Source organism: Micromonospora sp. WMMC241 (assembly GCF_027460165.1).
GTDB lineage: Bacteria > Actinomycetota > Actinomycetes > Mycobacteriales > Micromonosporaceae > Micromonospora > Micromonospora humi.
On sequence record NZ_JAPZBF010000001.1, the window covers coordinates 4,703,429 to 4,727,621 of the forward strand.

The following is a 24,193-nucleotide window of genomic DNA, read 5'->3' on the forward strand; positions in this document are numbered from 1 at the left end:
GATCCCGCGCCGAGCGGCACGACGAGGCGTAATCGCACGCACCGTGGCCGACCGGATCCACCCGGCGACCGGCCGGGACGCGCCGACGTGGCGTCCGACGCGTCGCGTGGCAACCTGTCGCATCCCTCGGGCAGGATGCAGGACGTGCGCCGTGACCGGAACGACCAGCCGACCGGAGTTCGCCGATGACCGACGACCAGCTCGACGGGCCCGGCGAGGGTGTGGGCCGGGTGCTCGGCACCGCCGACGCCACCCCGCTCACCTTCTGGACCGCCGTCGCCCCGGGGAGCTACCTGCAACTCGACGACGTGGTGGTGACCCGGCGCGAGCTGCCCGAGCGCGAGCCGGTGACCATCGCCGGCGTGGTGACCCAGGTGCGCGCCCGGCACGAGGGGGCGCAGTTCGACTCCGACGTCTTCGCCATCGCCGACGGCACGCTGCCGGCGCAGGTGCAGGAGGCCGCCGAGATCACCACCACCCGGGTCGACCCGGAGTTCTACGTCCCGCCGACCCCGGGCGCGGTGGTGCACCGGGCCGAGGGCGACGCCCGGGCCCGGGCCCTGCACTTCGACCGGATGGAGCGGCGGATCCCGATGGGGATGGGCCGCGACGGGGTGCCGGTCTACCTCAACGCCGACTTCCTCGACGGCACCCGCGGCGCACACGTCTCCATCTCCGGCATCTCCGGCGTCGCCACCAAGACCAGCTTCGCCACCTTCCTGCTCTACTCGGTGTTCCGCTCCGGGGTGCTCGGTGGCGACGCCGTCAACGCCAAGGCGCTGATCTTCAACGTCAAGGGCGAGGACCTGCTCTTTCTCGACCACCCCAACAGCCGGCTCGACGACCCGACCCGCGCGGCCTACGCGAAGCTCGGTCTCGACGCCGGCGCGTTCCCCGACGTGCGGGTCTACGCCCCGCCCCGGGTCGGCGACTCGTCCGGCACGCCCGACGTGAGCAGCCGGCTCACCGGCGTCGACAGCTTCTACTGGACGCTCACCGAGTTCTGCGCCGACCGCCTGCTGCCCTACGTCTTCGCCGACGCCGACGACGAGCGCCAGCAATACACGATGGTGGTCCACTCGGTCGCCGCCCACCTGGCCCGCTACGCCCAGCCCGCCGACGGCGGGGTGAGCATCGACGGCGTCCGCCTGGGCTCCTACGCCGACCTGGTCGACCACGTCGTCGAGCGGCTCAACGACGACGAGACCCGGGGCGAGTGGGCCGGCAGCGCGGTCGGGCTGGGCACGGTGAACGCGTTCGCCCGTCGGCTCATCGGCAGCAAGAAGGACCTGGGCCGGCTGATCCGCGGTGACCTGGCCGAGCGACGGCCGCACTCCATCAACACCGCGGAGAGCGCCCAGGTCACCGTGGTCGACCTGCACAATCTGCCGGACCGCGCGCAGCGCTTCGTGGTCGGCGTGACGCTGAAGAGCGAGTTCGAACGCAAGGAGAAGGCCGGCACCGCCAAGCCGTTGCTCTTCGTCGTGCTCGACGAGCTGAACAAGTACGCGCCGCGCGAGGGCTCCTCCCCGATCAAGGAGGTGCTGCTCGACATCGCCGAGCGGGGCCGCTCGTTGGGCGTGATCCTGGTCGGCGCGCAGCAGACCGCGAGCGAGGTGGAACGGCGGATCGTCACCAACTCGGCGATCCGGGTGGTCGGCCGGCTCGACCCGGCCGAGGCGTCCCGCCCGGAATACGGCTTCCTCCCGCCCGCGCAGCGGCAGCGGGCGCTGCTGGCCAAGCCGGGCACCATGTTCGTCAACCAGCCCGACATCCCGGTGCCGCTCTGCCTGGAGTTCCCGTTCCCGGCCTGGGCGACCCGGGTCTCCGAGGCCGGCCGCCCGCCGTCGGAGACGCTACGGTCGATCACGCAGTCCGCCGACCCGTTCGCGGTGGTCGGCTCCGGCTCGTCCGACGACGACATCCCGTTCTAGGCGGCACCCACCATGAAGATCCTGCACACCTCCGACTGGCACGTCGGCAAGGTCCTCAAGGGGCAGTCCCGGGCCGAGGAGCACACGCAGGTCCTCGCCCAGGTGATCGACATCGCCCGCGAGGAGCGGCCCGACCTGGTGCTCGTCGCCGGTGACCTCTACGACACCGCCGCGCCCACCCCGGAGGCCACCCGGCTGGTCACCCGCGCGCTGACCGCGCTGCGCCGCACCGGCGCCGACGTGGTGGCGATCGGCGGCAACCACGACAACGGCGCGGCGCTGGACGCGCTGCGCCCGTGGGCCGACGCGGCCGGCATCACGCTGCGCGGCAGCGTGCGGGAGAGCCCGGCCGAGCACGTGATCGACGGGGTGACCCGCGACGGCGAGCGCTGGCAGGTGGCCGCGCTGCCCTTCCTGTCCCAGCGCTACGCCGTCCGCGCGGTGGAGATGTACGCGCTGACCCCGGCCGAGGCCAACCAGACCTACGCCGACCACCTCGGCCGGGTGCTCGACAAGCTGTCCGAGGGGTTCACCGAGCCGGACCGGGTGCACCTGGTCACCGCCCACCTCACCGTGGTCGGGGCGAGCACCGGCGGCGGTGAGCGGGAGGCGCACACGGTGCTCGGCTACGCGGTGCCGGCCACCGTCTTCCCGGGCAACGCGCACTACGTGGCGCTGGGCCACCTGCACCGTTCCCAGCGGGTGATCGGCCCCTGCCCGATCCGCTACAGCGGCAGCCCGCTGGCTGTCGACTTCGGCGAGCAGGAGAACGTCGGCTCGGTGACGATCGTGGAGGTCACCGCGACCACCGCCGCGCGGGTCCGGGAGGTGCCGGTGCCCGGCGCGGTCCCGTTGCGCACGGTGCGGGGCACCCTGGCCCAGCTCGCCGAGGTCGAGCCGCCCGACGGGTGGCTGCGGGTCTTCGTCCGGGAGCAGCCCCGGGCCGGGCTGCGCGAAGAGGTCCAGGAACTGCTCCCCCGGGCGCTGGAGATCCGGATCGACCCGGAGCTGATGCCGGCGCCGGGCAGCGGCACCCGCACCGCCCAGCGGGCCGGTCGTTCCCCACGCGAGTTGTTCGCCGACTACCTGGGCAGCCGTGGGCACGCCGACGACGGCGTCAAGGAGCTCTTCGACGAGCTGCTCGAGGAGGTGGAGCACTGATGCGGCCGATGCGGCTGGACATGGCCGGCTTCACCGTCTTCCGCGAGGAGACCACCGTCGACTTCACCGACGCCGACTTCTTCGCGCTGGTCGGGCCGACCGGTTCGGGCAAGTCGACGGTGCTCGACGCGATCTGCTTCGCGCTCTACGGCACCGTGCCGCGCTGGGGCGGCGCGCGGGGCCTGGCCAACGCGCTGGCGCCGTCGGCCACCGAGGCCCGGGTCCGGCTGGTCTTCGAATCCGCCGGTGACCGCTACGTCGCCACCCGGGTGGTCCGCCGCGACGGCCGGGGCACGGTCAAGACGGCCAACGCCGGGCTCCAGCTCATGCCGCAGGGGTTCGACGTCACCAAGCTCGACACCGGGCTCAGCCCGGACGACCTGGGCGACGTGGTGGCCGGCACGCCGGCCGAGATGGAACAGGCGGTGCTCGACGCGGTCGGGCTGCCCTACGAGCAGTTCACCTCCTGCGTGGTGCTGCCGCAGGGGCAGTTCGCCGACTTCCTGCACGCCAAGCCGGCGACCCGCCAGCAGATCCTGGTCAACCTGCTCGGGCTGGGCGTCTACGAGGGAGTGCAGAAGAAGGCGGTGGAGCGTGCCGGGCAGGCCGAGGCGAAGCTGGAGACGGTCGACAAGGTGCTCGGCGGCCTCGCCGACGTCGACGACGCGAGCCTGACCGACGCCCAGCGCCGGGTCGACGCGGTGCGGGAGCTGGCCGGCGCGGTCGCGGCGGCCGTACCGGAGCTGGAGCGCGCCCGGGCCACGGCGGGCGAGCGGGCCGCGGCGCTGGCCGCCCTCGACGCCGAGCTGGGGGTGCTGGCCGGGGTCCGGTCGCCGGACGGGACGGCGGAGCTGGCCCGCGCGGTGACCGCCGCCCGGGTGGCCGCCGACGAGGCGACCGCTGCGGTGGGGCTGGCCGAGGAGCGGGAGGAGAAGCTCCGTGGTGAGCTGGCCGCCGCCGGCGACGAGAGCGCGCTACGGGTGCAGCTGCGGGCGTACGCCGACCGGGAGCGGTTGACCGGCGAGGCGGCCACGGTCCGCGCGGCGGTCGACGCGGCGGGCGCGGAACACGACGCGGCGGTCGCGGCGCTGGCGACCGCGCGGGCCGCCGCCGAGCGGGCCGAGGTCGAGCTGGAGGCGGCGTTCCGGGCGCACGAGGAGGCCAAGGCGGCCGATCAGGCGGTGGCGCTGCGGGCGCACCTGGTCGACGGCGCGCCCTGCCCGGTGTGCGAGCAGGTGGTCGCCGCAGTGCCGGCGATGCCGAAGGGCTCGGCGGTGAGCCGGGCGATCGCGGCCGGCAAGGCGGCGCGCACGGCGAGCGAGGCCGCCAAGCGGGTGGTGACCGAGCGCGACGCCGCCGCCCGCGACCTGGACCGGGTGCTGCTGCGGGTGCGGGCCGAGCACGACGGGCTGGCCGCGCGGCTGGCCGAGTTGGACGCGCAGCTCGCCGACGCCCCGGCCGCGGACGCGCTGCGCCTGTCGCTGGCCGAGCACGCCCGGCTCCGGGCGGCGCTGGACGAGGCGGCCGGGGCGGTCCGGGCCGGCCGGGAGGCCGCCCGGCGGGCCCGCGGCACGCTCGACGGCGCGCAGGACCGGCTGCGCCGCGCCTGGCGCGAGTTCGACGCGGTCCGCGACGGGTTGGCCCGCTTCGGTCCGCCGGCGGCCGACCGCGACGACGTGGCCGCGGCCTGGGCGGCGCTGGCCGGCTGGGCGGGCGAGCAGGCCGACCGGCGACGGGCCGACCGGGGCGGGCTGGCCGACTCGGTCGACGCGGCCCAGCGGGCGGCGGCCGGGGTGGCCGACCGGATCGCCGCGTCGTTCACCGCCGCCGGGCTGGACGCGCCGGCCGACCCGCTGCGCGACGTCGCGGTGGCGGTCGAGCGGGCCGAGGCGGAGCTGCGCCGGCTCACCGAGCGCCGGGAGCAGGCGGCCGGGCTGCGCGAGCAGCGGGTCGGCCACGAGCGCGAGGCCCGGGTGGCCCGCGCGCTCGCCGGGCACCTGCGGGCCAACAACTTCGAGCGCTGGCTGCTGACCGAGGCGCTGGACCTGCTCGTCGACGGCGCGTCGCGGATCCTGCGGGAGCTGTCCGGCGGGCAGTACGACCTGGTCCACGACAAGGGTGAGTTCTTCGTGGTCGACCACCACGACGCGGGGCTGCGGCGCGGGGTGCGGACGCTGTCCGGCGGGGAGACGTTCCAGGCGTCGCTGGCCCTGGCGCTGGCGCTGTCGGAACAGCTGGCCGGCATGTCGACCAGCGCGGCGAGCCTGGAGTCGATCGTGCTGGACGAGGGCTTCGGCACGCTCGACGCGGCGACGCTGGACACGGTCGCGGCGACGCTGGAGAACCTGGCCGCCCGGGGCGACCGGATGGTCGGCGTGGTCACCCACGTGCCGGCGCTGGCCGAGCGGATCCCGGTCCGCTTCGAGGTCCGTAAGGACGCCCGCACGGCCCGCATCGAGCGGACCGGCCTTTGACCGGGCCGTCCCGGGCCGGCGCCCGGTTCTTCGTCGACTCGTGGGATCCGGCCTACGGGGCGTCGTTCGAGGCCGCGGGCGGGGCCGGGCCGGCGGCGCCGAGCAGCGCCCAGGTGGAGGCCGACGTCGAGCTGCCGGTCACCGACTGGCGGGCGATCGACGTCCGGCCCGGGGTGCGGGCGCCGGACCTGGTGCTGCTGGTCGACGGCGTACGCCGGATCGACGCCAGCGTCTGGACGGCCGAGGAGGACGGCGGCTCGTTCCCCGGCATCGCCGCCTCGTACGCGGCCGGGGTGGTCCGCTGCGACCTGGACCGGGGCGCCGCCGAGCTGGCCGGGGCCCGGGTGGGCCGGGGTCTGTTCACCGCCAGCCCGTCGGCGCAGGACGTGGTGGCCGGCGCGATCCGCTACCCGGTGCACCGGGTCGGCGGCACCGGCGAGCTGAGCAAGTTGCCGGCCGCGGTGCAGGGCCCGCTCACCGCGCTGGAGGTGGCCGTCTCCGATGCGGTGCGCGCCGACGGCGACCTGCTGGTGGTGGACGGTCCGCTGCGCAGCCGGCGGAACCTGCCGCGCACGCTCGGCTACATCAAGACCCAGCACAGCCAGTATCTGGACGGCCGGCTCACCTCGGTGGTGACCGGGCTGGCGCCGGGTCAGCGCTGCCCGGTTTTCCGGCTGGGCACGGCGTGGGGCGGTTGGTCGTGGTATCTGCGCCTGCCGGTGGCCGCCGGCGCGCCGTGGGCGGGCATCGTGCGGGTGGAGTGCTCGGCCGAGCTGGCCGTGCCGGAGGCGATCGCGCTGGCCGACCTGTCGCTGGTCACGCTGCCCCGGTTCGCGTCCACGCCGTACAAGGACCCGCGGGCCCCGCAGAACCTGGTGCCGATCGCCGGGCTGGAGCGCCGGCTGCGCGGGATGCTCGGCGACGCGCGGCTGCTGCAGCGGGTGCTCGCATCGGCGGCGCGCGGGATCCGGCGCTGATGGGCCGGCGGCGCGACGCCGACCGGTTGGTGGCGGACGTGGACACCGGCCGGGCCGAGCTGGTGCCGGACCGGGACCGGCCCGGCTCGTGGACGCTGCTGCTGGACGGCGCGCCGCAGTCGCACGTGGACCTGGCCGACCCGACGCATCTGGAGTTCGAGTACGTCCGCCGGCTGGCCGCCGCGATCGACCTGGTGGCGCCCGCCGGCGCGCCGCTGCGGGTGCTGCACCTGGGCGGTGGGGCGCTCACCCTGCCCCGCTACGTCCAGGCCACCCGGCCCGGCTCGACGCAGCGGGTGTCCGAGGTGGACGGCGCGCTGGTGGAACTGGTCCGGCGGGAACTGCCCTGGCCGTCCGACCCCCGGTTGCGGGTGCGGGTGGCCGACGCCCGCGCCACGCTGTCGTCCAGCCGCGACGGCGGGTACGACCTGATCGTGGCGGACGTCTTCGCCGGCGCCCGTACCCCGGCCCACCTGACCTCGGTGGAGTTCGTCGCCGAGGTGGCCCGGGTGCTGACGTCCGACGGCTGTTACCTGGCGAACGTGGCCGACGGGCCGCCGCTGCGGCACGCCCGGGGGCAGGTCGCCACCGTGCGTACCGTGCTGCCCCGGGCCTGCCTGGTGGGCGACGCGGCGGTGCTACGCGGCCGGCGGTACGGCAATCTGGTGCTGGTGGCGTCCCGGGTGGAGCCGCCGGTGCCGGAGCTGGCCCGGCGCGCGGCCGGCGACTGGTTCCCCGGTCGGGTGGTGGCCGGCGCCGAGCTGGACCGGTTCGCCGGCGGGGTCCCGGTGGTGCACGACGCGGACGCCGTCGACTCCACGCCACCGCCACCAGGAATTTTTTCCGTCAAACGTTGATCCGATCGTCCGGTCGGTGCGTATCCCCGGGCGGCCATGCCCGTGGGGGGCCGGCTGATGTCATTGGACAGCGGAGGTCTGCATGCATGCGGTGGCGGCCGGCTGGCACGGCGAGGTGGCGAGGCCCGAGTGGATGTTCGCCCGGGCACAGCCGCACTCGCGCGCGTCGCGCTCGACCCGGGGGGTCGACGCGCGTCCCGCCGATCGCCAGAATGACCCGGTGCCGCCCCCGCGACCCGCACCCGGACGCCATCAGGCGACCTCCGCCGAGGCCAGCCACTCGGACCAGCTGATCCGCCTGCTCTACGCCGAACACGCCGGCCCGCTGCTGATGTTCGTGATGCGGCTGACCGGTGGGGACCGGCAGCGCGCCGAGGACATCGTGCAGGAGACGCTGCTGCGGGCCTGGCGCAACGCGCACCGCCTCGGCGGGCCGGGCCAGGGCTCGCTGCGACCGTGGCTGGTCACGGTGGCCCGGCGGATCGCCATCGACGAGCACCGCAGCGAGCAGGCCCGCCCGGCGGAGACGTACGACCGGGACCTGACCGCGTTCGCCGAGTCGGACAGCACCGACCGGGTGCTGCGCACCATGACCGTGGCGGACGCGCTGCGTACGCTGAGCCAGTCGCACCGGGAGATCCTGGTGGCGACGTACTTCCGGGGTCGGACCGTGCCCGAGGCGGCGGAGGAGCTGGGTCTCCCGCTCGGCACCGCCAAGTCTCGGGTCTACTACGCGCTGCGCGCGCTGCGCACCGCTCTGCAGGAGAGGGGGGTGACGGAATGAGCCGGGCCGACCACATGGACGTCGCCGCGTATGCGCTCGGCGTGCTGGACGCACAGGACGCCGAGCGGTTCGAGGAGCACCTGGCCACCTGCTGGGCGTGTGCCGCGGAGCTGGAGACGATGGTGCCGGTGGTGGGGATGCTCGCCGGCATCGACGGCGAGTCGATGGCCGCGTTGGAGCAGACCCACACGGATCCGGCGCTGCTGGACCGGACGCTGGTGGCGGTGCGGCGGGACCGGCGGCGTACCCGGGTGCGGCAGTTGCTGGCGACCGCGGCGGCCGTGGTGGTGTTCGGCGGCCTGAGCGGCGTCGCGGCCGGGTTCCTCGGCGACGACCAGCCGTCGGTGCCGCAGGCCGGGCCGACGCCGAGCGTGCCCACCGCGGCGCCGAGCGGCACCACCCCGGTCGACCCGAACCGGCCGAACGTCGGCGGCGAGAAGGAGATCGAGGGCGACGAGCACAACGCCACCGATCCGGGCACCGGCGTGAAGACCACCATGTGGCTGGCGAAGAAGGAGTACGGCACGCAGATCAACCTGCTGCTCAGCCGGCTGCCGGGGCCGCGCACCTGCCGGCTGCTGGTGGTGCGCAAGAACGCCACCAGCGAGGTGGTCGGCACGTGGTCGGTGCCGGGCAGCGGCTACGGCACCAACCAGAACCAGCTGTCGTTGCAGCTGAGCGCGTCCACCTCGGCGCCGCTCGGCGACATCCAGAAGGTCCAGGTGCAGTCGGTGGACGTCAACGGGGTGGCCAGCCCGCTGGTGACCGTCGCCGACCTCTGATCCACCGCGCCGACGGCGCCGGGCGGCCTGGCCGCCCGGCGCCGTCGCGTCGTCTGCGGACTCTCCCCCCGTGGTGCCGCACGCGCGCCGGGGCGGAACGGTTCAACCGGTCCACTGTGAAATGGACCACCCTTCTCGATTCAACCTTGACAGCATCGCCGCCCGTACTACTCGGCGAACTGCCAAGAACGAGGAGGGCACGTGGCACACCACATGCGGACGACCGTCATCGTCGCGAGCGCGATGGTCGCACTTACGGCCTGCGCCCCCGCGGGCTACAACGGGGCGAACTCGGGCGCGGCGGAGCCGGTCGCCGTCGCCGCGGCCGAGCCCACCGCGGCCGCCGAACCGGAGGCGTCGGCCGCTCCGGAGGAACCGGCCGCCGACAAGGCGCCCCCGTCGGACGTGAAACTCACCGACGAACTGGTCGGCAAGAAGCTGCCCCGGATGGGCAAGGTCGTCACCGACCAGGACGGCTGGGTGCTGTACCGGTTCGACAAGGACTCGTCGAACCCGGCGCAGTCCAACTGCGTGGACAAGTGCGCCGAGGTCTGGCCGCCGGCGCTGACCGACGGCAACCCGCAGTTGCAGGGCGTCTCCGACGACAAGGTCGGCACCGTCACCCGCCAGGACGGCACCCGTCAGATCACCATCGGCGACTGGCCGGTCTACCGCTACATCGGCGACAAGAAGCCGGGCCAGTGGAAGGGCCAGGGCGTCGGCGGGACCTGGTTCGTCGTCGACCCGAACGGCAAGAAGAACCTGACCTGCCTGCCGAAGGGCACCCCGAAGGCGGTCGCACCGCCGGCGTCGGGTGACTCGGGCAGCTCGGGTGGCGGCTCGGACTACTCGTACTGACCGCACCGGAACACGGTGACCGGCCGCCGCCGGGGAGGGCGCGGCCGGTCACCGTCGTGGACCCGGGAGGCGGGGCGTACCGGCATCGCCCCGCCTCCCGGCACGGACACCGCCGCACGCTTCGCAGCGTGCGGCGGTGTCCGCCGTCACGGCGGCCCCGCGTGGCAGAGTGGCGGGGTGACCTCGCCCGCCGCCCGCCGGACGCTGCGCCCCCCGGCCGGCTACCGACTCGCCGCCTCGGTGCGGGCGTTGACCTTCAGCCCGTACGACCCGTGCGCGCGGATCGCCGCGGGCAGCTTCTGGTGGGCCACCCGCACCCCGGACGGCCCGGCCACGCTGGCGCTGCGCCCGGAGGCCGGCGAGCTGGTCGCCGAGGGGTACGGGCCGGGCGCGGCGTGGGTGGTCGACCGGGCCGACGGCGTGGCCGGGCTGCGCGACGACCTGACCGGGTTCCCCGCGCTGGCCGCCACGCACCCCCTCGTCGCCCGGCTGGCCCACCAGCACCACGGGCTGCGGATGCCCGCCACCGGCCAGGTCTTCCCCCGACTGCTGCGGGCCGTCTTCGAGCAGAAGGTCACCGGCAAGGAGGCCTACCGGGCGTACGCGGCGACCGTGCGGCACTTCCGCGAGCCGGCGCCGGGCCCGCTGCAACCGCTGCTGCTGCCGCCGGAGCCGGCCGCGGTGGCGGCCACGCCGTACTGGGTGTTCCACCCGTTCGGGGTGGAACAGCGCCGGGCGGACACGCTGCGCCGCGCGGCCGCCGTCGCGGGCCGGCTGGAACGCTGCGCGGACGCGGCCGAGGCCACCCGCCGGCTCACCGCGATCGCCGGCATCGGGCCGTGGACCGCCGCCGAGGTGGTCCGGATCGCGTACGGGGACCCGGACGCGGTGAGCGTCGGCGACTACCACGTGCCGAACACGGTGGCCTGGGCGCTGGCCGGGGAGCCGCGCGGCGACGACGCCCGGATGCTGGCGCTGCTGGAGCCGTTCAGCGGCCACCGGGGGCGGGTGTGCGTGCTGCTGGAGGCGGCCGGCATCCAGGCACCGAAGTACGGCCCGCGCGCCCCGATCCGCTCCTTCGCCCGCTACTGACCGGTCACCGGCCGGCGCAGAGCCGGCGCAACGTGCGCCCCAGCCACCAGGCGTAGGCCAGCTGGAAGCCCCGGGTGACCGGCCCGGCGGCCCGCACGTACCAGTGCGCCGGCCGGCTGAAGGCGGTCACCTCGAAGAAGGTCCCGTCGGGGCCGCGGGTGACCAGGAACGCCTCCTCGCCGATCTCCGGGTGCCCGGGCAGCGTGCCGTAGCCGAAGCCGGCCCGGTCCGGCTCGTCGACCGCCCAGACCACCTCGGTAGGCCCCCAGACCCGCGCCGGCCCGACGCCGAGGCCCGGCGTGACCCGCACCCCGGGGGCGGCGCGCGGCGCGTCGGCGCGCATCACCACCCCGGCGGCGCGGTGCAGCCGCCAGCCGAGCACCGCGTCCGCCGCGGTCGGGAAGCCGCCGTCCGGCAGCCGGACCCGGTGGCGCAGGTGGTGGTAGCCGGTCGGCAGGCCGCCGTCGCGGGTCGCGCCCACCTCGGGGTACGTCAGCTCGGCCACGTCGGCCACCTCCTCGCGTGGGGACACCCGCCAGGGTACGACCGCCCGGGGCGGATGTGGTGAGCTGAGCCGGTGACCGACGACGTGACCATCGCCCCCGCCGCCGTCGCGGACGCCGGTGAGATCCTCACCGTGCAACGCGCCGCGTACCTGGTGGAGGCGCAGCGCTACCGGGATCCGTTCCTGCCCCCGCTGACCGAGACGCTGGACGAGGTCCGGGCGGCGCTCGCCGGTCCGGGCGTGGTGCTCGCCGCCCGGCGTGGCGCCCGCCTGGTCGGGTCGGTGCGGGCCCGCCTGGACGGCGACACCGCCCACGTGGGCCGGCTCTCGGTCGCCCCGGACCAGCAGGGAGCCGGTGTCGGCGGGCGGTTGCTGACCGCGGTGGAGCAGGCGTGTGCCGGCCGGGTGGCGCGGTTCGCGTTGTTCACCGGCGCGCAGAGCGCCGACAACCTGGGCCTGTACGCCCGGCGCGGCTATCGGGTGGTGGCGCACCGCGCGGACGAGAACGGCAACCGGCTGGCGGTGCTGGAGAAGGTCAGCCCGGCTCGCAGCGACGCCTGAGCCCGTCCGCCTCCTGGCGCAGGTAGCGGCGCATGGTGGCGCCGCCGAACAGCCCGACCAGCCCGGCCAGCGGGCCGGTCTGGGTCAGCACCAGCTCGGCGCGGGTCCGCCCGTCGCCCAGCGGGACCAGCCGGTGCTCGCCCCGACTGCGCACGCCGGGGCTCGCGGACTCCCAGACGAAGGCGTGCGGCGGGTCGATCTCGGTGACCCGCCACACCGCGGGACGCAGGCGGGGCTGGGTCAGCCGGGCGGTCGAGCCGAGGACCAGCGGCCCGGGTTCCAGTCGGCGGGCGGCGGTGACCGAGGGCGTCCACTCGGGCCAGTGCTCCACGTCGGTCTGCACGGCCCAGACCCGCTCGACGTCGGCGGCGATCTCCACGGTCTCGACGAAGCGCATGCTGGTTCCTCCCCGGAGCCGGTCCGCCGAGGATACGCCGGGCGTCGATCCGCGTCAGGCGGCCTCGTGGAGGTCGGCCAGGCCGACCGGGGCGTACCGGCGGAGGAGGCGCTCCAGCTCGGCCACGGAGCCGGCCTCGCCGACGACGTTCGCGCCGCCGCCGTGCTCCGGCGGGTAGCGGTGCGCCAGCCGGTAGCGGTACCGCCCGCGGACCAGCTCCACGCTGACCCGCCAGCGCCCGCAGCATCCGCAGCTCCACTCCGGCACCTCGCGACGGTAGCTCTGACCTGCGTCTTCACCATCCGGGCGCGGGTGACGAAGCGGCCCGGGCGGGGACACGCCGTCCGACGCCGGTGGTGATCTGGCTCACGGGTGTCGGTGGGGTCTGGTTGACTGGTCGCCGTGGACCTGCCGATCAACCCGCCGGTCGAGCCGATGCTGGCCAAGAGCGTGGCCGAGCTGCCCACCGCCCCCGGCCTGACCTACGAGCCGAAGTGGGACGGCTTCCGCTGCATCGTCTTCCGCGACGGCGACGAGGTCGAGCTGGCCAGCCGGGGCGGCAAGTCGATGACCCGCTACTTCCCCGAGGTGGTGGAGCAGGCGCGCCGCCAGCTCCCGCCCCGGTGCGCGGTCGACGGCGAGCTGATCGTGATCCGGCGGGACGGCCCGGGCGGTCAGCCGCGTCTCGACTTCGAGCTGCTGGCGCAGCGCATCCATCCGGCCGCGTCGCGGGTGAAGCTGCTGGCCGAGACCACGCCCGCCGACTTCGTCGCGTTCGACCTGCTCGCCCTCGACGACGAGCTGCTCACCGACCGGCCCTACCCGCAGCGCCGGGAGCGGCTGGAGCGTGCCCTGGCCGGGGTCCGGCCGCCGGTGCACGTGACCCAGGTGACCACCGACCCGGAGACGGCCCGGCGCTGGTTCGAGGTGTTCGAGGGCGCCGGGCTGGACGGGCTCATCGTCAAGCCGGCCGACCTGCCCTACGAGCCGGGCAAGCGGCTGATGTCCAAGGTCAAGCACGCCCGCACGGCGGACGCGGTGGTGGCCGGCTTCCGCTGGCACAAGTCCGGCCCGGTGGTCGGCTCGCTGCTGCTCGGCCTCTACGGCGACGACGGGCTCCTGCACCACATCGGCGTCAGCTCCTCGTTCACCATGGCCCGCCGCAAGGAGCTGCTCGACGAGTTGGAGCCCTACCGCGACGTCGGCGGCGACCACCCGTGGGTGCACGGCGACCACGAGCGGGGCCAGCGCATCCCGGGCGGGGTGAGCCGGTGGACCGGCGGCAAGAACCTGGAGTGGGAGCCGCTGCGCCCCGAGCTGGTGGTCGAGGTGGCCTACGACGCGATGGAGGGCGACCGGTTGCGGCACACCGCCCGGTTCCTGCGCTGGCGCCCCGACCGCGACCCCCGCTCGTGCGACTACGGGCAGCTCGACCGCCCGATCCGCTTCGACGTCGACGAGGTGCTGCGCGGGAATCCGGCGGCGACGGTGAGCGACACCGGCGGCCGGGCGTAGCCTGGCGGTCGACCCGATCATGGAAGGCGCCCACGTGACAGGCTTCTCCGACCGGCCCCGCCGGGTCCGGCCCACGCTGGCCGCGTTCGTCGCGGCGGTGGTGCTCACCGCCGGCTGCACGCTCCCGGCGTTCGCCCCGCGTGCCGAGAACGAGGTCGAGGCGGCGCCGCCGGGCAGCGCGCCCACCTGGCGGGCCTGCCCGGAGGTGCCCGACGAGCTGGTCGGCCGGGGCGCGGCCGACATGCGCTACGAGTGCGCCCGGATCGCGGTGCCGCGCAACTGGGGCGCCGGGGCGACCACCGGCGCGACCACCGGCCCGGGCACCGGCGAGACGTTCGAGATCGCGCTGATCCGGGCCCGTTCCACCAAGCAACGCGACCGGATCGGGTCGCTCGTGGTCAACCCGGGCGGTCCCGGCGCCTCCGGTGTGGACACCGCGGTCTACCTCTCCTTCGGCCCGGCCTTCGGCGGCCTGCCGACGGCGATCACCGACCGGTTCGACATCGTCGGCTTCGACCCGCGCGGGGTGGCCCGGTCCAGCCCGGTCAAGTGCATCCCCGACGCCGACCTGGACGCCAGCTTCGGCTACGACCCCGACCCGGAGAGCCAGGCGTCCTTCGACGGTTTCGTCGACCTCAACCGGCGCATCGGCGCGCGGTGCGGCGGGAAGTACGGCGACCAGCTCCCGCTCTACGGCACCGAGCAGGCCGCCCGGGACATGGACGCCGTGCGCGCGGCGGTCGGCGACGAGAAGCTGACCTATCTCGGCTACTCCTACGGCACGTTGCTCGGCGCCACCTACGCCCAGCTCTATCCGCAGCGGGTGCGGGCGCTGGTGCTCGACGGCGCGGTCGACCCGAGGCAGCAGCTGGTCGCCGGCTCGGAGAGCCAGGCCAAGGGCTTCGAGCGGGCGTTCGACAACTTCTCCCGGTGGTGCGCGGCGAACGCCGGGCGCTGCCCGATCGCGCCGGACGCACGCGGCGCGGTCACCGCCGCGATCGACAAGGCGAACGTCTCGCCGGTGCGCGGCGCGGACGGCCGGGAGGCCACCGCCGGCTGGGTCTTCTACGCGGTGATCTCCTCGCTCTACACCGAGCAGGGGTGGCAGGAGCTGGCCCGCGCGATCGACGAGTTGCAGGGCGGCGACCCGGCGGGCGTGTTCAAGCTCGCCGACGCGTACGCCGGCCGCGAGGACGACGGGCACTACTCGAACCTGTTCGACGCCAACATGGCGGTCAACTGCGCCGACGAGACCGAGAAGCCGACCCGGGAGCAGGTCCGGTCGTTGCAGTCGCAGTGGCGGCAGAAATATCCGCTGTTCGGTCCGGCGCTGGCGGTGGGCATGCTCGGCTGCGTGGAGTGGCCGGGCGAACGTGACCCGTACCCGACCGGTCGGGCGGCCGGCGCCCCACCGATCCTGGTGGTCGGCACCACCGGCGACCCGGCCACGCCCTACGAGCAGACCGCCGCGCTCGCCTCGATGCTCGGTGTCGGTCGGGTGCTCACCTGGGAGGGCGAGGGGCACACCGCGTACCCGCAGACCGCGTGCGTGACCAGGGCCGTCGACGCGTACCTGATCTCGCTCACCGTCCCCCGGGAGGGGCTGCGCTGCCCCGCCCGGTGACGGTGCGGCGGCCGGTCAGCCGGCGGCCGGCGGCGTCCAGTCCTCGGCCAGGTGCCCGATGCGGACCCGCTGCGGGTGGTCGCCGACCGCGACGCTCGCCACCTTCTGGCCGGTGGCGAAGTTGATCGCGGTGACCTGGTCGGCGCCGGATTCGGAGATGACGCAGTCCCGGCCGTCGCCGCTGACCGTGGCCCAGTAGGGCTTGCTGGCCGCCACGAGCGGGCCTTCGCGCAGGGTGGCCCGGTCCACCACTGTCGCGTAGTCGTCCATGGTGCCGGCGACGCAGAGCCGCGAGCCGTCCGGGCTGACCGACAGGCCGTGGTGGCGCGAGTCGTTGACCCAGGTGGTGCGGTCCTCGCTGGTGGCCGGGTTCTTCGGCAGCGTGGCGACCCGGGTGACCCGGTCGGCGGCCACGTCGTACTCGACCAGGCCGTTGAAGAACGACACCTGGAAGTAGAGCCGGCTGCCGTCCGGGGTGAACACCGCCGGGCGGACCGCGTCGGAGAGGTCGCGGCGGCCTGCGGCGTCCAGCCGGTCCCGCATGTCGATCACCTTGACCACGCCGAACGTGGCGGTGTCGGCGACGGTGATCCTCCGGTCCCCCTTGGTCCAGTCGAGCCAGGGCGCGTCCAGGTCGGTGTTGACCTCGCCGATGGACATGTTCCACAGTCGACGGCCGCCGTCGGTGAAGACGTTCTCGTGCGGCTTGTCGCCGGTGCCGAACGAGCCGAGCTGCGCCCCGGTGCGGATGTCCAGCACGTGCACGGTGTTCGAGGTGGAGGCGGAGACCGCCACCCGGGTGCCGTCCGGCGACACGGCCATGTGGTCGGCGCGGTAGCCGGAGACCGGGAACCGCCACCGGACCGCGCCGGTGGCCAGGTCGATCGAGACCACGTCGGCGAAGCTGGGCCGGGACACCACCAGGGCGCTGCCGTCCGGCGTGGTGTACATGTCGTCGACGAACTGGTCGTGGCCCTCCCCCGGGCCCTGCCGGATGCCGAGGAAGTAGGCCAGCTTGATGGGGTTGAGGTAGATCTCGCGCAGCCGCGCGGTCCGGTCCGGGATCACGTTGATCCGGCCCAGCCTGGCGTAGTCGCCGCGGGAGCGGATGACGTCGGCGGTGCCGTCCCAGTTGTTGCCGACGAACATCACCTCCTGGAGGGCGGCGGCGGCGCGAGCGGGGGTGGGCGCCGCCACCAGTGGGGCCGGCACGACGAGCGCGAGGGCGGCCAGCGCGGCGAGTCCGGCGCGGCGGCGGGTACGGGACGGGCGGGGTGGCACGGGGGTCATGGGCGCCTCCTGACGGACGGGTGGGACATCGACGTTCCTCGGTGGCTCGATCGGTGTTACCTTGCGGTAACAACCAGGAGAGCAACCGGCCGGCGACCCGGACTAGGGACCGGACGCCAACACCCGACCGGCCCGGTTGTGCCGTGACGACAACGGGAGGCGGCGGACGCCGATGACCCGGACTCCGAACGCCCCCACGTTCGGCGCGCTGCTGCGCGACCTGGCCGCCGACGCGGTCGCCGTGGACGAGGTGGTGCGGGCTGCCCGCACCGCCTCGCCGGAGGTGGCCCGCCTGCCCGCCGGTGAGGTCCGCCGCCAGGTCGTCCTGCTGCTCACCAGCGGTCTCGGCGCGCTGGAGCGCCACGAGGATCCCGCCGGGCGGGACTTCACCGAGGCCCGCCGGCTGGGCGCCGACCGGGCGGCGCAGGGCATCACCGTCGCCGCCCTGCTGCGCGGCGTGCAGGCCGGCCGGGACCGGGCGGTGGAACTGGTGGTCCGGCACGGCCGGGCCGCCGGCATCGCGGACGAGGTGCTGCTGGAGGGGCTGCTCGTCATCGGCCGGTACGCCGCCGCGGTGGAGCGGGCGGTGGTGGACGGGCACCGGGCGGCCGAGCGGGAGCTGGCCGGCGGCGGCGCGGCGGCCCGGGCCCGCCTACTGCGCCGGCTGCTGTTCGACGGGCCGGCCGGCACGCCGACGGCGGAGCTGACCCGGTTCGGGTTACGGCCGGAGGGCCGCTACCACTGCCTGGTCGCCACCCGCCCCGATCCGGTGCGGTCGCACGCCCTGCACCGGCAGCTCACCCGGCACGGCGGCCTGCTCGGCACCGTCGAGGACCGGCTGGCCGGTCTGCTCCCCCGCCTGCCCGGCGCCGCGCCGGCCGACCTGCTGGCGCTGGTGGCGCCGGCGCAACCGTTGGAACGGGCCCCGGCGATGTACACGCTCTGCCTGGCGGCCCTGCGCACCGCCACGCACCGGCGGCTGCGCGGGTTACGTCGGGTGACCGACCTGGCCGGGGAGACCGCGCTGGCCGCCCAGCCGGCCCTGGCCGAGCTGCTGCGGGGCACCCTGCTCGGCGCGCTCGACCCGGCCGACGAGTTCCACCGGGAGCTGGCCGCCACGGCGCTCGCCTGGCTGGACCACGGCCAACGGCTGGACCAGACCGCCACCGCGCTGCACGTACACCCGAACACGGTGCGCTACCGGCTGCGCCGGCTCCGGGAGGTGACCGGCGGGCCGCCGGTCGAGGAGGGCGCGCGGTGCACGGTGCCGGAGGCGATCCACTGGTGGTGGGCGCTGCGCAGCTGGCTGGACGACCGCCCGTCGCGCGGGGTCACCGGCGGCGACGCCGGACCCGGCGGTCGCCGGGCGTGACCTCGGGCGCGGGGCGGGGCGGTTCGGGCAGCACGATGCCCTGCCGGGCGGCCATCTCCTCCACCAGCGCCCGCAGCCGCCGGACGTCGGCCTTCAACTCCTCCTGCTCGGCGTGCTCGAAAGCGTCGTCGTCGACGATCAGGCGGCTGGCGAAGTGCGCGGTGATCAGCGGGATCACCAGCAGCACCATGGTGGAGATGAGCAGCGCGGCGAGGAACCGCCCGGCGAACGTGGTCGGGGAGATGTCGCCGTACCCGACCGTGGAGGCGGTCACCACCGCCCACCAGACCGAATCCGCCGCGCCCTTGTGCTCGGCGTGGCTGTAGAGCACGCCGGCCACCACGATCATCAGCAGGTACGAGGTGATCAGCGTCCGGGGCGAGTTGGCGAACCAGACCAGGCCCCGGTAGATCAGGCGGAACGGCAGTAGCAGGAGCTCCATGGCGTCATGCTGCCCGGCGGCGGCAAGTGGCGGGGTCCATCGCCACGCGTCGCTGTGCCAGTCTGGCCGGGTGACCGACGTGATCTTCCGGGAGGCCGTCCGGGCCGACCTGCCCGCCGTGCTCGCGCTGCTCGCCGACGACGTGCTCGGCCGGACCCGGGACCTGCCCGAGGTCGACGAGGCGTACGAGCGGGCGTTCGCCGACCTCGACGCCGACCCGCGCAACCTGATGATCGTCGCCGACGACGGCGGTGAGCTGGTCGGCTGCTTCCAGATCACCTACATCCCCGGCCTGGGCCGGCACGGCGCGGAGCGGTCGCTGATCGAGTCGGTGCGGGTCCGCTCCGACCGGCGCGGACGCGGGCTGGGCCGGGCGATGATGCGCTGGGCGATCGACCAGGCGCGCGAGCGCGGCTGCGCGCTGGTGCAGCTCACCACCGACAAGCGGCGCGCCGACGCGCACCGGTTCTACCGCGACCTGGGCTTCGTGGCCAGTCACGAGGGGATGAAGCTGGCCCTGTAGAGGGGCACCGGTCCCTCCGGCGGGGGAGGGCGCGGGCCCGGCCGGCGACCAGGCTGACGGTATGCCCACCGACACGCTGTCCCCGCCGGTCGTCCACCCGCACGACGGCCGCCCGCCGCAACCGTGGGCGGTCCGCGCCGCGCACCTGATCCCGCTGGTCGTGCTCCCGTCCGGGCTGTGGCGGATCGCGCTGGTCGCCGGCCTGCCGATCGGCGCGGTGGTGGCCGGCGACCGGATCCGGCCCGGGTTCGGCGAGAGCGTCTACATCGTCGCGCTCAGCCTGGTCTCGGAGGGGTTGGCGCTGCTCTCGCTGGGCCTGGTCCGCCCGTGGGGCGAGGTGTTCGCCCGCCGGCTCCCGCTGGTCGGCGGCCGGCGGGTGCCACCGGCGTTCGCGGTCACCGCCGCCACCGCCGGCGCCGTCGCGCTCACCCTGATCTGGGGGTACGCGTCGTGGGGCGTGCTCGTCGACGGCAACGACCTGGGGCTGCCGGCCGGCGGCTTCGCCCTGCTGGTGGCCGCCTACGCCCCGCTGCTGCTCTGGGGCCCGCTGCTGCTCGCGGTCACCTGGGCCTACCACCGCCGCCGCTCGGGCACGTAGGTCACTCGGTCACCAACTGGCCGTCACGCAGGACGAGCGTCCGGTCGGCCAGCTCGATCAGCGCCGGGTCGTGCGTCGCGACCAGTGCGGTCATGCCCCGGGCGTGCACCACGGCACGCAGCAGGTCCATGATCGAGCGCCCGGTCTCGGAGTCGAGCTGCCCGGTCGGCTCGTCGGCGATGAGCAGGTCCGGCTCGTTCGCCAGCGCCCGGGCCACCGCCACCCGCTGCTGCTGGCCGCCGGACAGCTCGTACGGGCGTTGCGCGGCGTGCGCGCCCAGCCCGACCAGTTCCAGCAGCACCGCCACCCGCTGCTCCCGCTCCGCCGCCGGCACCTTGGCCAGCCGCAACGGCACCCCGACGTTCTCCGCGGCGGACAGGATCGGCACCAGGCCGAAGGTCTGGAAGACGAACCCGACGGTGCCCCGGCGCAACGCCAGCAGCTCCCGCTCCCCGGCGGAGGTGACGTCGTGCCCGGCCACCCGGATCGTCCCGGCGTCCGGCCGGTCCAGGCCGCCGACCAGGTTCAGCAGCGTGGTCTTGCCGGCGCCGGACCGGCCCCGGACCGCGACCAGCTCACCGCGGCCGGCGGTGAAGGAGACGTCCCGCACGGCGTGCACGGCGTGCTCACCCCGGCCGAAGGTGCGGCTCACCCCCTCGACCCGCACCACGTCCTCGACGGTCGTCGCCGGCAGCACCGCGGCCCGTTCGGTCATCACTCACTCTCCTCGGCGTGCGCCCGGTCGCCGGGGCGCACCTCGACGTGGTCGGGTTCCAGGTTGAGCCGGACCCGGTCGCGCAGCGACAGCGCCTCCACGAACGGCGCCGGCAACTGCATCCGGCCGGTGCGGTCGAGCACCGCGTACTCCTCGCTGACCAGCTCGGTGCCGCCGTCGGCGGTGGCCCGCGCGGTCCGGCGTACCTCGGAGGCGGTCCGGCCGTCGCGGATGGCGACGGTCCGGCGGACCTGACCGGCCACGGCGTGGTCGTGGGTGACCACCACGATGGTCACGCCCAGTTCGGCGTTGATGGTGCGCAACGCGGCGAAGACCTCGGCGCCGGTCGCCTCGTCCAGCTCACCGGTCGGCTCGTCGGCGAAGAGGATCTCCGGGTCGTTGGCCACCGCCACCGCCACCGCGCACCGCTGCTGCTCGCCGCCGCTCATCTGGCCCGGCCGCCGGTCCGCGCAGTAGCCGACCCCGACCAGGTCGAGCAGGCGGCGGGCCCGCTCCCGCCGGTCGCGCCGGCCGCCGTGCCGACCGGCCAGCTTCATCGGCAGCTCGACGTTCTCCACCGCGGTCAGGTACGGCAGCAGGTTGCGGCCGGTCTGCTGCCAGATGAACCCGACCATCTCCCGCCGGTAGGCGAGCCGCTTCTTGTGGGACAGGGCGAGCAGGTCGTACTCGGCGACCCGGGCGATGCCGGCGGTCGGGGTGTCCAGCCCGGACAGGATGTTGAGCAGGGTCGACTTGCCGGAGCCGGAGGCGCCCACGATCGCGACCAGCTCGCCCCGGTCGATCACCAGGTCGAGGCCCTGCAGGGCGACCACCTCGACGCCCTCGGTCTTGAAGATGCGCACCAGGCCGTCGCAGACGATGTGCCCGCGCAGCCGGTCCCGCCCGCCGGCCCGTTCGGCGGCGCGCTCGGCGGCCCGCCGTTGCAGGGCGGCCAGGTCCGGCGCAGCCTCCGTGGTCGCGGTCATCAGCTCTCCTCTCCGAGCCGCAGCACCTCACCGAGGCGCATCCGGCGGTTGTTCACGGCCTCCACGGTGATCGCGAAGACGAGGGCCAGCAGGGCCAGGGCCGACACCCCGGCCACCAGGCCGGGTTCGAACCGGGGACGTACGGTCACCCCGCCGGTGAACGCGGGCAGGCCGAGCACCGGGGTGAGCAGCAGCGGCAGCAACGCGCCGACCACCGCGCCGGTGAGCACCGACACCAGCACCAGCGGGGTCAACTCGACCAGCAGCAGGCCGCGCCACTGCCGGCGGGACAGCCCCATGGTGCGCAGCCGGGACAGCACCTGCCCCCGGGAACGGGCCCCGGCGAGCACCGCGAACGCGAGCCCGAGCAGGCCCAGCACCGCGCCGCCGCCGGCACCGAGCGCGAACCCGAACACCAGCAGCCCGTTCACGCCGCTGCCGCCCAGCTCGGCCCGGACCTCGGCCCGGCTGGTCACCTCCGGCGCGCGCGCCTTGTCCGACGTGTCGATCGTGCCGATCCGCAGGTAGCGGCGCTGCCCCTCGACCGCCACCCGGTCCACCTCGGCCGGGTCCACCCCGGGGCCGGCCAGGACGAAACCGGTGGGGGCGAGCGGGTGCAGCGCGTCGGCCGGCAGTGCCGGCCAGGGCAGCACCACGAACCGGCTGACGGAACGGTCGACGAGCGCGAAGCCGTCGACGGTGGCGGCGGCCCGCACCGGCAGCCGGTTGCCCTGCACGTCCAGCCAGGCCGGGCGGCGCCCCTGTGGGTCGGCGAGCCCGGCCTCGGCCAGCTCGTCGGCGACCGTCGGGGACACCAGCGCCGGCAGTGGGGTGCTGCCGTCGCCGCCGGCCAGCAGCGGGTCGGGCACACTCGCCGGTACGCCGGCGCGGCGGGCCACCTCGGCGAAGCCTGCGGCGTCGACCAGCAGCACCCGCAGCTCCCGGATCGGGCTCGGCCGGCCGGCCCGGTCGGCCGTGGGTCGCTCCGCCGGCACGGTCAGCAGCGGGGCCACCGCGCGGACCCCGGGGAGCGCGGCCAGCCGGTCGGCGGTGTCCGGGGCGAAGCGCTCGCCGGTGACCAGGATGTCGCCGGGCACCGCGCGGGCCGCGGCGGTGTCCCGGCCGGTCTCGATGCCGGTCGCCACCACCCCGCAGAACGCGGCCGTGGCGACGGCCAGCACCACCACGACCAGCGGCCCGGTGCTGGCGGCCCGGCCGGCGCGGGCGGTGCCGAGGAACGCGACGCTGCCGCGCGCCCGGGCCGTGACGCGGCTGAGCAGCCGCAAAGGCCACGGGTACGCGCGCAGCGCCAGCAAGGCCGCGGCCACCGCCAGCAGCACCGGCACCGACACCAGCAGCGGGTCCACCGAGCCGGCGGTGAGGCCGCGCCGGCGCAACAGGAACGCCCCGAGCAGCGCCACCCCGAGCACCACCACCTCGACGGTGAGCCGGACGGCCGGCGACCGGCCACCGAGGTCGGACCGGCCGGCGACGCCCCGGCCGACGGCGAGCGCCGCCAGCGGCGGGAGCACGGTGACCAGCAGCGCGGCCAGCAGCACCCACCGCGCCGACGTCCCGCTGCCGGGCAGCAGGCCGCCGAGCAACCAGCCGATCCCGGCCGCGGCCGGCAGCACCAGCGCCGACTCGGCCAGGCCACGACGCAGCAGGCCGGCCGTCGAGCCGCCGCGCGCCCGGATCAGGTGGAACTCCGCCCGCCGGCGGCGCGCGGCCAGCCGGGCGGCCAGCAGGGACAGCCCGGCCAGCGTGGCGAGCAGCCCGGCGGCGATGACCGCGAGCAGCGTACGGGCGGCGGCGAGCGCGTCGGCGAAGCGACGCAACGCGATGTCGACGCCCTGGGTCAGCCGGACCGAGGCGGGGCGGACCCGCTCCAGCCCGTCGAGGCCCGCGATCAGCGCGTCCAGCCGGCGCGGGTCGAGCCGCTCCGGAGCGATCCGGTACCGCCAGCTGAAGCTCACCGGCCAGCCGGTCGCGGCGGCGGCGTCCACGCCCGCGTCGGCGGCGTAGGCGACCGCCACGTACGGCTTGCCGTCGCCCTCCGGAGGGGTGAGCCGCAGCATCGACGGCAGCCCGTCCCAGACCCCGTCGCGCTCGTCGTTCGGCCGCCACACCCCGACCAGCTCGACCGGGCGGGACTTCAGCGGCCGGCCGGTCGGGTCGGTCGGGTCCAGCACCGACAGGCTGAACCGGTCGCCGGGGGCGACGCCGAGGCTGGTCGCGACGGTGTCGGCGAGCGCCACTTCGACCGCGCCGGCGGCGGTGACGCCGCTGTCCGGCCACCGCCCGCCGGTCAGGGTGGCCGCCGGACGCAGGCCGTCCCCGGTGCGCAGGACCAGGTCGATCAGCCCCTTGTCGCTGGAGAGAGTGGGCCCGCGCAGCCGGCCGGGCATCGTGTCGGCGGCGTACCAGCGCGGCCCGATCGCCTCCCGCACCGCGTCGGGCATCCGGCCCTCGATCGTGTCGAGCTGGTCCGCCTGGGCGGCGACGACCGGCTGCACGGTCGACGGGAACGTGGTCGGCGCCTGGGTGTACCCGAGGTCACGCAGGGCCGGCGGCTGGTTCGCGACGTACTCGCGCAGCCCCTGACCGGTGAGCCGGTCGGCGACCCGCGGCACCCCGGTGATCAGCAGGGCGGTCACCACGGTCAGGACGGCGAGCAGCAGGAACTGCCCCCCGTACGCCCGGACCCGGCCCGCGGCACCTGGCAGCCTCATTATTGCTGGCCTTT

The 24,193-nt window shown here is 75.5% G+C and carries 23 protein-coding genes; 15 read left to right on the forward strand and 8 right to left on the reverse strand.

Going from position 1 to position 24,193, the window contains the following annotated elements; translation table 11 throughout:
• The first annotated feature begins 185 nt into the window (after nt 1-185).
• From O7598_RS21185 to O7598_RS21225, 9 genes are all read left to right on the forward strand, one after another.
• Nucleotides 186-1,934, forward strand: coding sequence for an ATP-binding protein (locus tag O7598_RS21185; RefSeq protein WP_269693057.1), 1,749 nt, complete (start codon nt 186-188; stop codon nt 1,932-1,934).
• Between the two features lie 12 nt (nt 1,935-1,946).
• Nucleotides 1,947-3,095 (forward strand): exonuclease SbcCD subunit D, encoded by a 1,149-nt coding sequence (locus O7598_RS21190; protein ID WP_269693058.1) that lies wholly within the window; start codon nt 1,947-1,949, stop codon nt 3,093-3,095.
• Nucleotides 3,095-5,569, forward strand: a complete 2,475-nt coding sequence (locus O7598_RS21195) for an AAA family ATPase (protein WP_269693059.1) — start codon at nt 3,095-3,097, stop codon at nt 5,567-5,569. Before O7598_RS21190 ends, O7598_RS21195 begins: the two co-directional genes overlap by 1 nt.
• Nucleotides 5,566-6,546 (forward strand): hypothetical protein, encoded by a 981-nt coding sequence (locus O7598_RS21200; protein WP_269693060.1) that lies wholly within the window; start codon nt 5,566-5,568, stop codon nt 6,544-6,546. The genes O7598_RS21195 and O7598_RS21200 overlap by 4 nt, the downstream gene beginning before the upstream one ends.
• Complete coding sequence (locus O7598_RS21205; protein ID WP_269693061.1) at nt 6,546-7,403, forward strand: spermidine synthase; 858 nt, start codon at nt 6,546-6,548, stop codon at nt 7,401-7,403. The genes O7598_RS21200 and O7598_RS21205 overlap by 1 nt, the downstream gene beginning before the upstream one ends.
• An 82-nt stretch (nt 7,404-7,485) precedes the next feature.
• Entirely contained in the window at nt 7,486-8,187 is a 702-nt protein-coding gene (locus O7598_RS21210) for a sigma-70 family RNA polymerase sigma factor (RefSeq protein ID WP_091070661.1), read from the forward strand.
• Entirely contained in the window at nt 8,184-8,969 is a 786-nt protein-coding gene (locus tag O7598_RS21215) for an anti-sigma factor family protein (protein WP_269693062.1), read from the forward strand. Before O7598_RS21210 ends, O7598_RS21215 begins: the two co-directional genes overlap by 4 nt.
• Nucleotides 8,970-9,170: 201 nt before the next feature.
• On the forward strand, nt 9,171-9,827 hold the full coding sequence (locus O7598_RS21220; RefSeq protein ID WP_332367381.1) for a COG4315 family predicted lipoprotein: 657 nt from the start codon (nt 9,171-9,173) through the stop codon (nt 9,825-9,827).
• 177 nt (nt 9,828-10,004) lie between these two features.
• Nucleotides 10,005-10,919: a DNA-3-methyladenine glycosylase family protein gene (locus tag O7598_RS21225; protein WP_269693064.1), complete on the forward strand. Its 915-nt coding sequence runs from the start codon at nt 10,005-10,007 to the stop codon at nt 10,917-10,919.
• A 4-nt stretch (nt 10,920-10,923) separates the two neighbouring features.
• Here O7598_RS21225 and O7598_RS21230 read toward each other — a convergent pair whose 3' ends face one another.
• Nucleotides 10,924-11,451 (reverse strand): DUF1990 family protein, encoded by a 528-nt coding sequence (locus tag O7598_RS21230; protein ID WP_269693065.1) that lies wholly within the window; start codon nt 11,449-11,451, stop codon nt 10,924-10,926.
• Nucleotides 11,452-11,496: 45 nt separating this feature from the next.
• Here O7598_RS21230 and O7598_RS21235 point away from each other — a divergent pair, with 45 nt between their 5' ends.
• Nucleotides 11,497-11,985, forward strand: coding sequence for a GNAT family N-acetyltransferase (locus tag O7598_RS21235; RefSeq protein ID WP_269693066.1), 489 nt, complete (start codon nt 11,497-11,499; stop codon nt 11,983-11,985).
• Here O7598_RS21235 and O7598_RS21240 read toward each other — a convergent pair.
• On the reverse strand, nt 11,960-12,382 hold the full coding sequence (locus O7598_RS21240; protein WP_269693067.1) for an SRPBCC family protein: 423 nt from the start codon (nt 12,380-12,382) through the stop codon (nt 11,960-11,962). The two genes, O7598_RS21235 and O7598_RS21240, sit on opposite strands and share 26 nt — an antisense overlap.
• A 54-nt stretch (nt 12,383-12,436) precedes the next feature.
• Nucleotides 12,437-12,649 carry a hypothetical protein gene (locus tag O7598_RS21245; protein WP_091070645.1) on the reverse strand — a complete coding sequence of 71 codons (213 nt, stop codon included), beginning with the start codon at nt 12,647-12,649 and terminating at the stop codon, nt 12,437-12,439.
• 135 nt (nt 12,650-12,784) lie between these two features.
• Here O7598_RS21245 and O7598_RS21250 point away from each other — a divergent pair, with 135 nt between their 5' ends.
• A complete protein-coding gene (locus tag O7598_RS21250) occupies nt 12,785-13,897 on the forward strand; it encodes an ATP-dependent DNA ligase (protein ID WP_269693068.1) in 1,113 nt (370 codons plus the stop codon).
• A gap of 19 nt (nt 13,898-13,916) precedes the next feature.
• The gene (locus O7598_RS21255; RefSeq protein ID WP_442929878.1) at nt 13,917-15,521 is read left to right on the forward strand and encodes an alpha/beta hydrolase; all 1,605 of its coding nucleotides are present in this window, start codon (nt 13,917-13,919) and stop codon (nt 15,519-15,521) included.
• Between the two features lie 15 nt (nt 15,522-15,536).
• On the opposite strand, the gene O7598_RS21260 is transcribed toward O7598_RS21255, so the two are convergent.
• Nucleotides 15,537-16,811 carry a YncE family protein gene (locus O7598_RS21260; RefSeq protein ID WP_269693070.1) on the reverse strand — a complete coding sequence of 425 codons (1,275 nt, stop codon included), beginning with the start codon at nt 16,809-16,811 and terminating at the stop codon, nt 15,537-15,539.
• A gap of 172 nt (nt 16,812-16,983) precedes the next feature.
• Here O7598_RS21260 and O7598_RS21265 point away from each other — a divergent pair, with 172 nt between their 5' ends.
• Nucleotides 16,984-18,183 carry a PucR family transcriptional regulator gene (locus O7598_RS21265; RefSeq protein WP_269693071.1) on the forward strand — a complete coding sequence of 400 codons (1,200 nt, stop codon included), beginning with the start codon at nt 16,984-16,986 and terminating at the stop codon, nt 18,181-18,183.
• Here O7598_RS21265 and O7598_RS21270 read toward each other — a convergent pair.
• Nucleotides 18,143-18,625, reverse strand: a complete 483-nt coding sequence (locus O7598_RS21270; RefSeq protein ID WP_269693072.1) for a potassium channel family protein — start codon at nt 18,623-18,625, stop codon at nt 18,143-18,145. The genes O7598_RS21265 and O7598_RS21270 overlap by 41 nt on opposite strands.
• 70 nt (nt 18,626-18,695) lie before the next feature.
• On the opposite strand from O7598_RS21270, the gene O7598_RS21275 reads away from it, so the two are divergent.
• Both O7598_RS21275 and O7598_RS21280 read left to right on the forward strand, forming a co-directional pair.
• Complete coding sequence (locus tag O7598_RS21275) at nt 18,696-19,148, forward strand: GNAT family N-acetyltransferase (RefSeq protein WP_269693073.1); 453 nt, start codon at nt 18,696-18,698, stop codon at nt 19,146-19,148.
• Between the two features lie 61 nt (nt 19,149-19,209).
• Nucleotides 19,210-19,746 carry a hypothetical protein gene (locus O7598_RS21280; protein ID WP_269693074.1) on the forward strand — a complete coding sequence of 179 codons (537 nt, stop codon included), beginning with the start codon at nt 19,210-19,212 and terminating at the stop codon, nt 19,744-19,746.
• Between the two features lies 1 nt (nt 19,747).
• Here the strand turns inward: O7598_RS21280 and O7598_RS21285 are convergent, their stop codons facing one another.
• From O7598_RS21285 to O7598_RS21295, 3 genes are read right to left on the reverse strand one after another with little or no spacing between them, the layout of a single operon-like run.
• On the reverse strand, nt 19,748-20,461 hold the full coding sequence (locus O7598_RS21285) for an ABC transporter ATP-binding protein (protein ID WP_269693075.1): 714 nt from the start codon (nt 20,459-20,461) through the stop codon (nt 19,748-19,750).
• Nucleotides 20,461-21,447, reverse strand: a complete 987-nt coding sequence (locus tag O7598_RS21290) for an ABC transporter ATP-binding protein (RefSeq protein WP_269693076.1) — start codon at nt 21,445-21,447, stop codon at nt 20,461-20,463. The genes O7598_RS21285 and O7598_RS21290 overlap by 1 nt, the downstream gene beginning before the upstream one ends.
• Nucleotides 21,447-24,179 (reverse strand): FtsX-like permease family protein, encoded by a 2,733-nt coding sequence (locus O7598_RS21295; RefSeq protein ID WP_269693077.1) that lies wholly within the window; start codon nt 24,177-24,179, stop codon nt 21,447-21,449. The genes O7598_RS21290 and O7598_RS21295 overlap by 1 nt, the downstream gene beginning before the upstream one ends.
• Between the last annotated feature and the right edge of the window lie 14 nt (nt 24,180-24,193).

Excerpts from the sequence above, each read along its gene's own strand:
- O7598_RS21185 (WP_269693057.1), top strand. The coding sequence starts at position 186 with ATGACCGACGACCAGCTCGACGGGCCCGGCGAGGGTGTGGGCCGGGTG.
- O7598_RS21190 (WP_269693058.1), top strand. The coding sequence starts at position 1,947 with ATGAAGATCCTGCACACCTCCGACTGGCACGTCGGCAAGGTCCTCAAG.
- O7598_RS21195 (WP_269693059.1), top strand. The coding sequence starts at position 3,095 with ATGCGGCCGATGCGGCTGGACATGGCCGGCTTCACCGTCTTCCGCGAG.
- O7598_RS21205 (WP_269693061.1), top strand. The coding sequence starts at position 6,546 with ATGGGCCGGCGGCGCGACGCCGACCGGTTGGTGGCGGACGTGGACACC.
- O7598_RS21210 (WP_091070661.1), top strand. The coding sequence starts at position 7,486 with ATGCATGCGGTGGCGGCCGGCTGGCACGGCGAGGTGGCGAGGCCCGAG.
- O7598_RS21215 (WP_269693062.1), top strand. The coding sequence starts at position 8,184 with ATGAGCCGGGCCGACCACATGGACGTCGCCGCGTATGCGCTCGGCGTG.
- O7598_RS21240 (WP_269693067.1), bottom strand. The coding sequence starts at position 12,382 with ATGCGCTTCGTCGAGACCGTGGAGATCGCCGCCGACGTCGAGCGGGTC.
- O7598_RS21255 (WP_442929878.1), top strand. The coding sequence starts at position 13,917 with ATGGAAGGCGCCCACGTGACAGGCTTCTCCGACCGGCCCCGCCGGGTC.
- O7598_RS21260 (WP_269693070.1), bottom strand. The coding sequence starts at position 16,811 with ATGACCCCCGTGCCACCCCGCCCGTCCCGTACCCGCCGCCGCGCCGGA.
- O7598_RS21265 (WP_269693071.1), top strand. The coding sequence starts at position 16,984 with ATGACCCGGACTCCGAACGCCCCCACGTTCGGCGCGCTGCTGCGCGAC.
- O7598_RS21270 (WP_269693072.1), bottom strand. The coding sequence starts at position 18,625 with ATGGAGCTCCTGCTACTGCCGTTCCGCCTGATCTACCGGGGCCTGGTC.
- O7598_RS21280 (WP_269693074.1), top strand. The coding sequence starts at position 19,210 with ATGCCCACCGACACGCTGTCCCCGCCGGTCGTCCACCCGCACGACGGC.
- O7598_RS21285 (WP_269693075.1), bottom strand. The coding sequence starts at position 20,461 with ATGACCGAACGGGCCGCGGTGCTGCCGGCGACGACCGTCGAGGACGTG.
- O7598_RS21290 (WP_269693076.1), bottom strand. The coding sequence starts at position 21,447 with ATGACCGCGACCACGGAGGCTGCGCCGGACCTGGCCGCCCTGCAACGG.
- O7598_RS21295 (WP_269693077.1), bottom strand. The coding sequence starts at position 24,179 with ATGAGGCTGCCAGGTGCCGCGGGCCGGGTCCGGGCGTACGGGGGGCAG.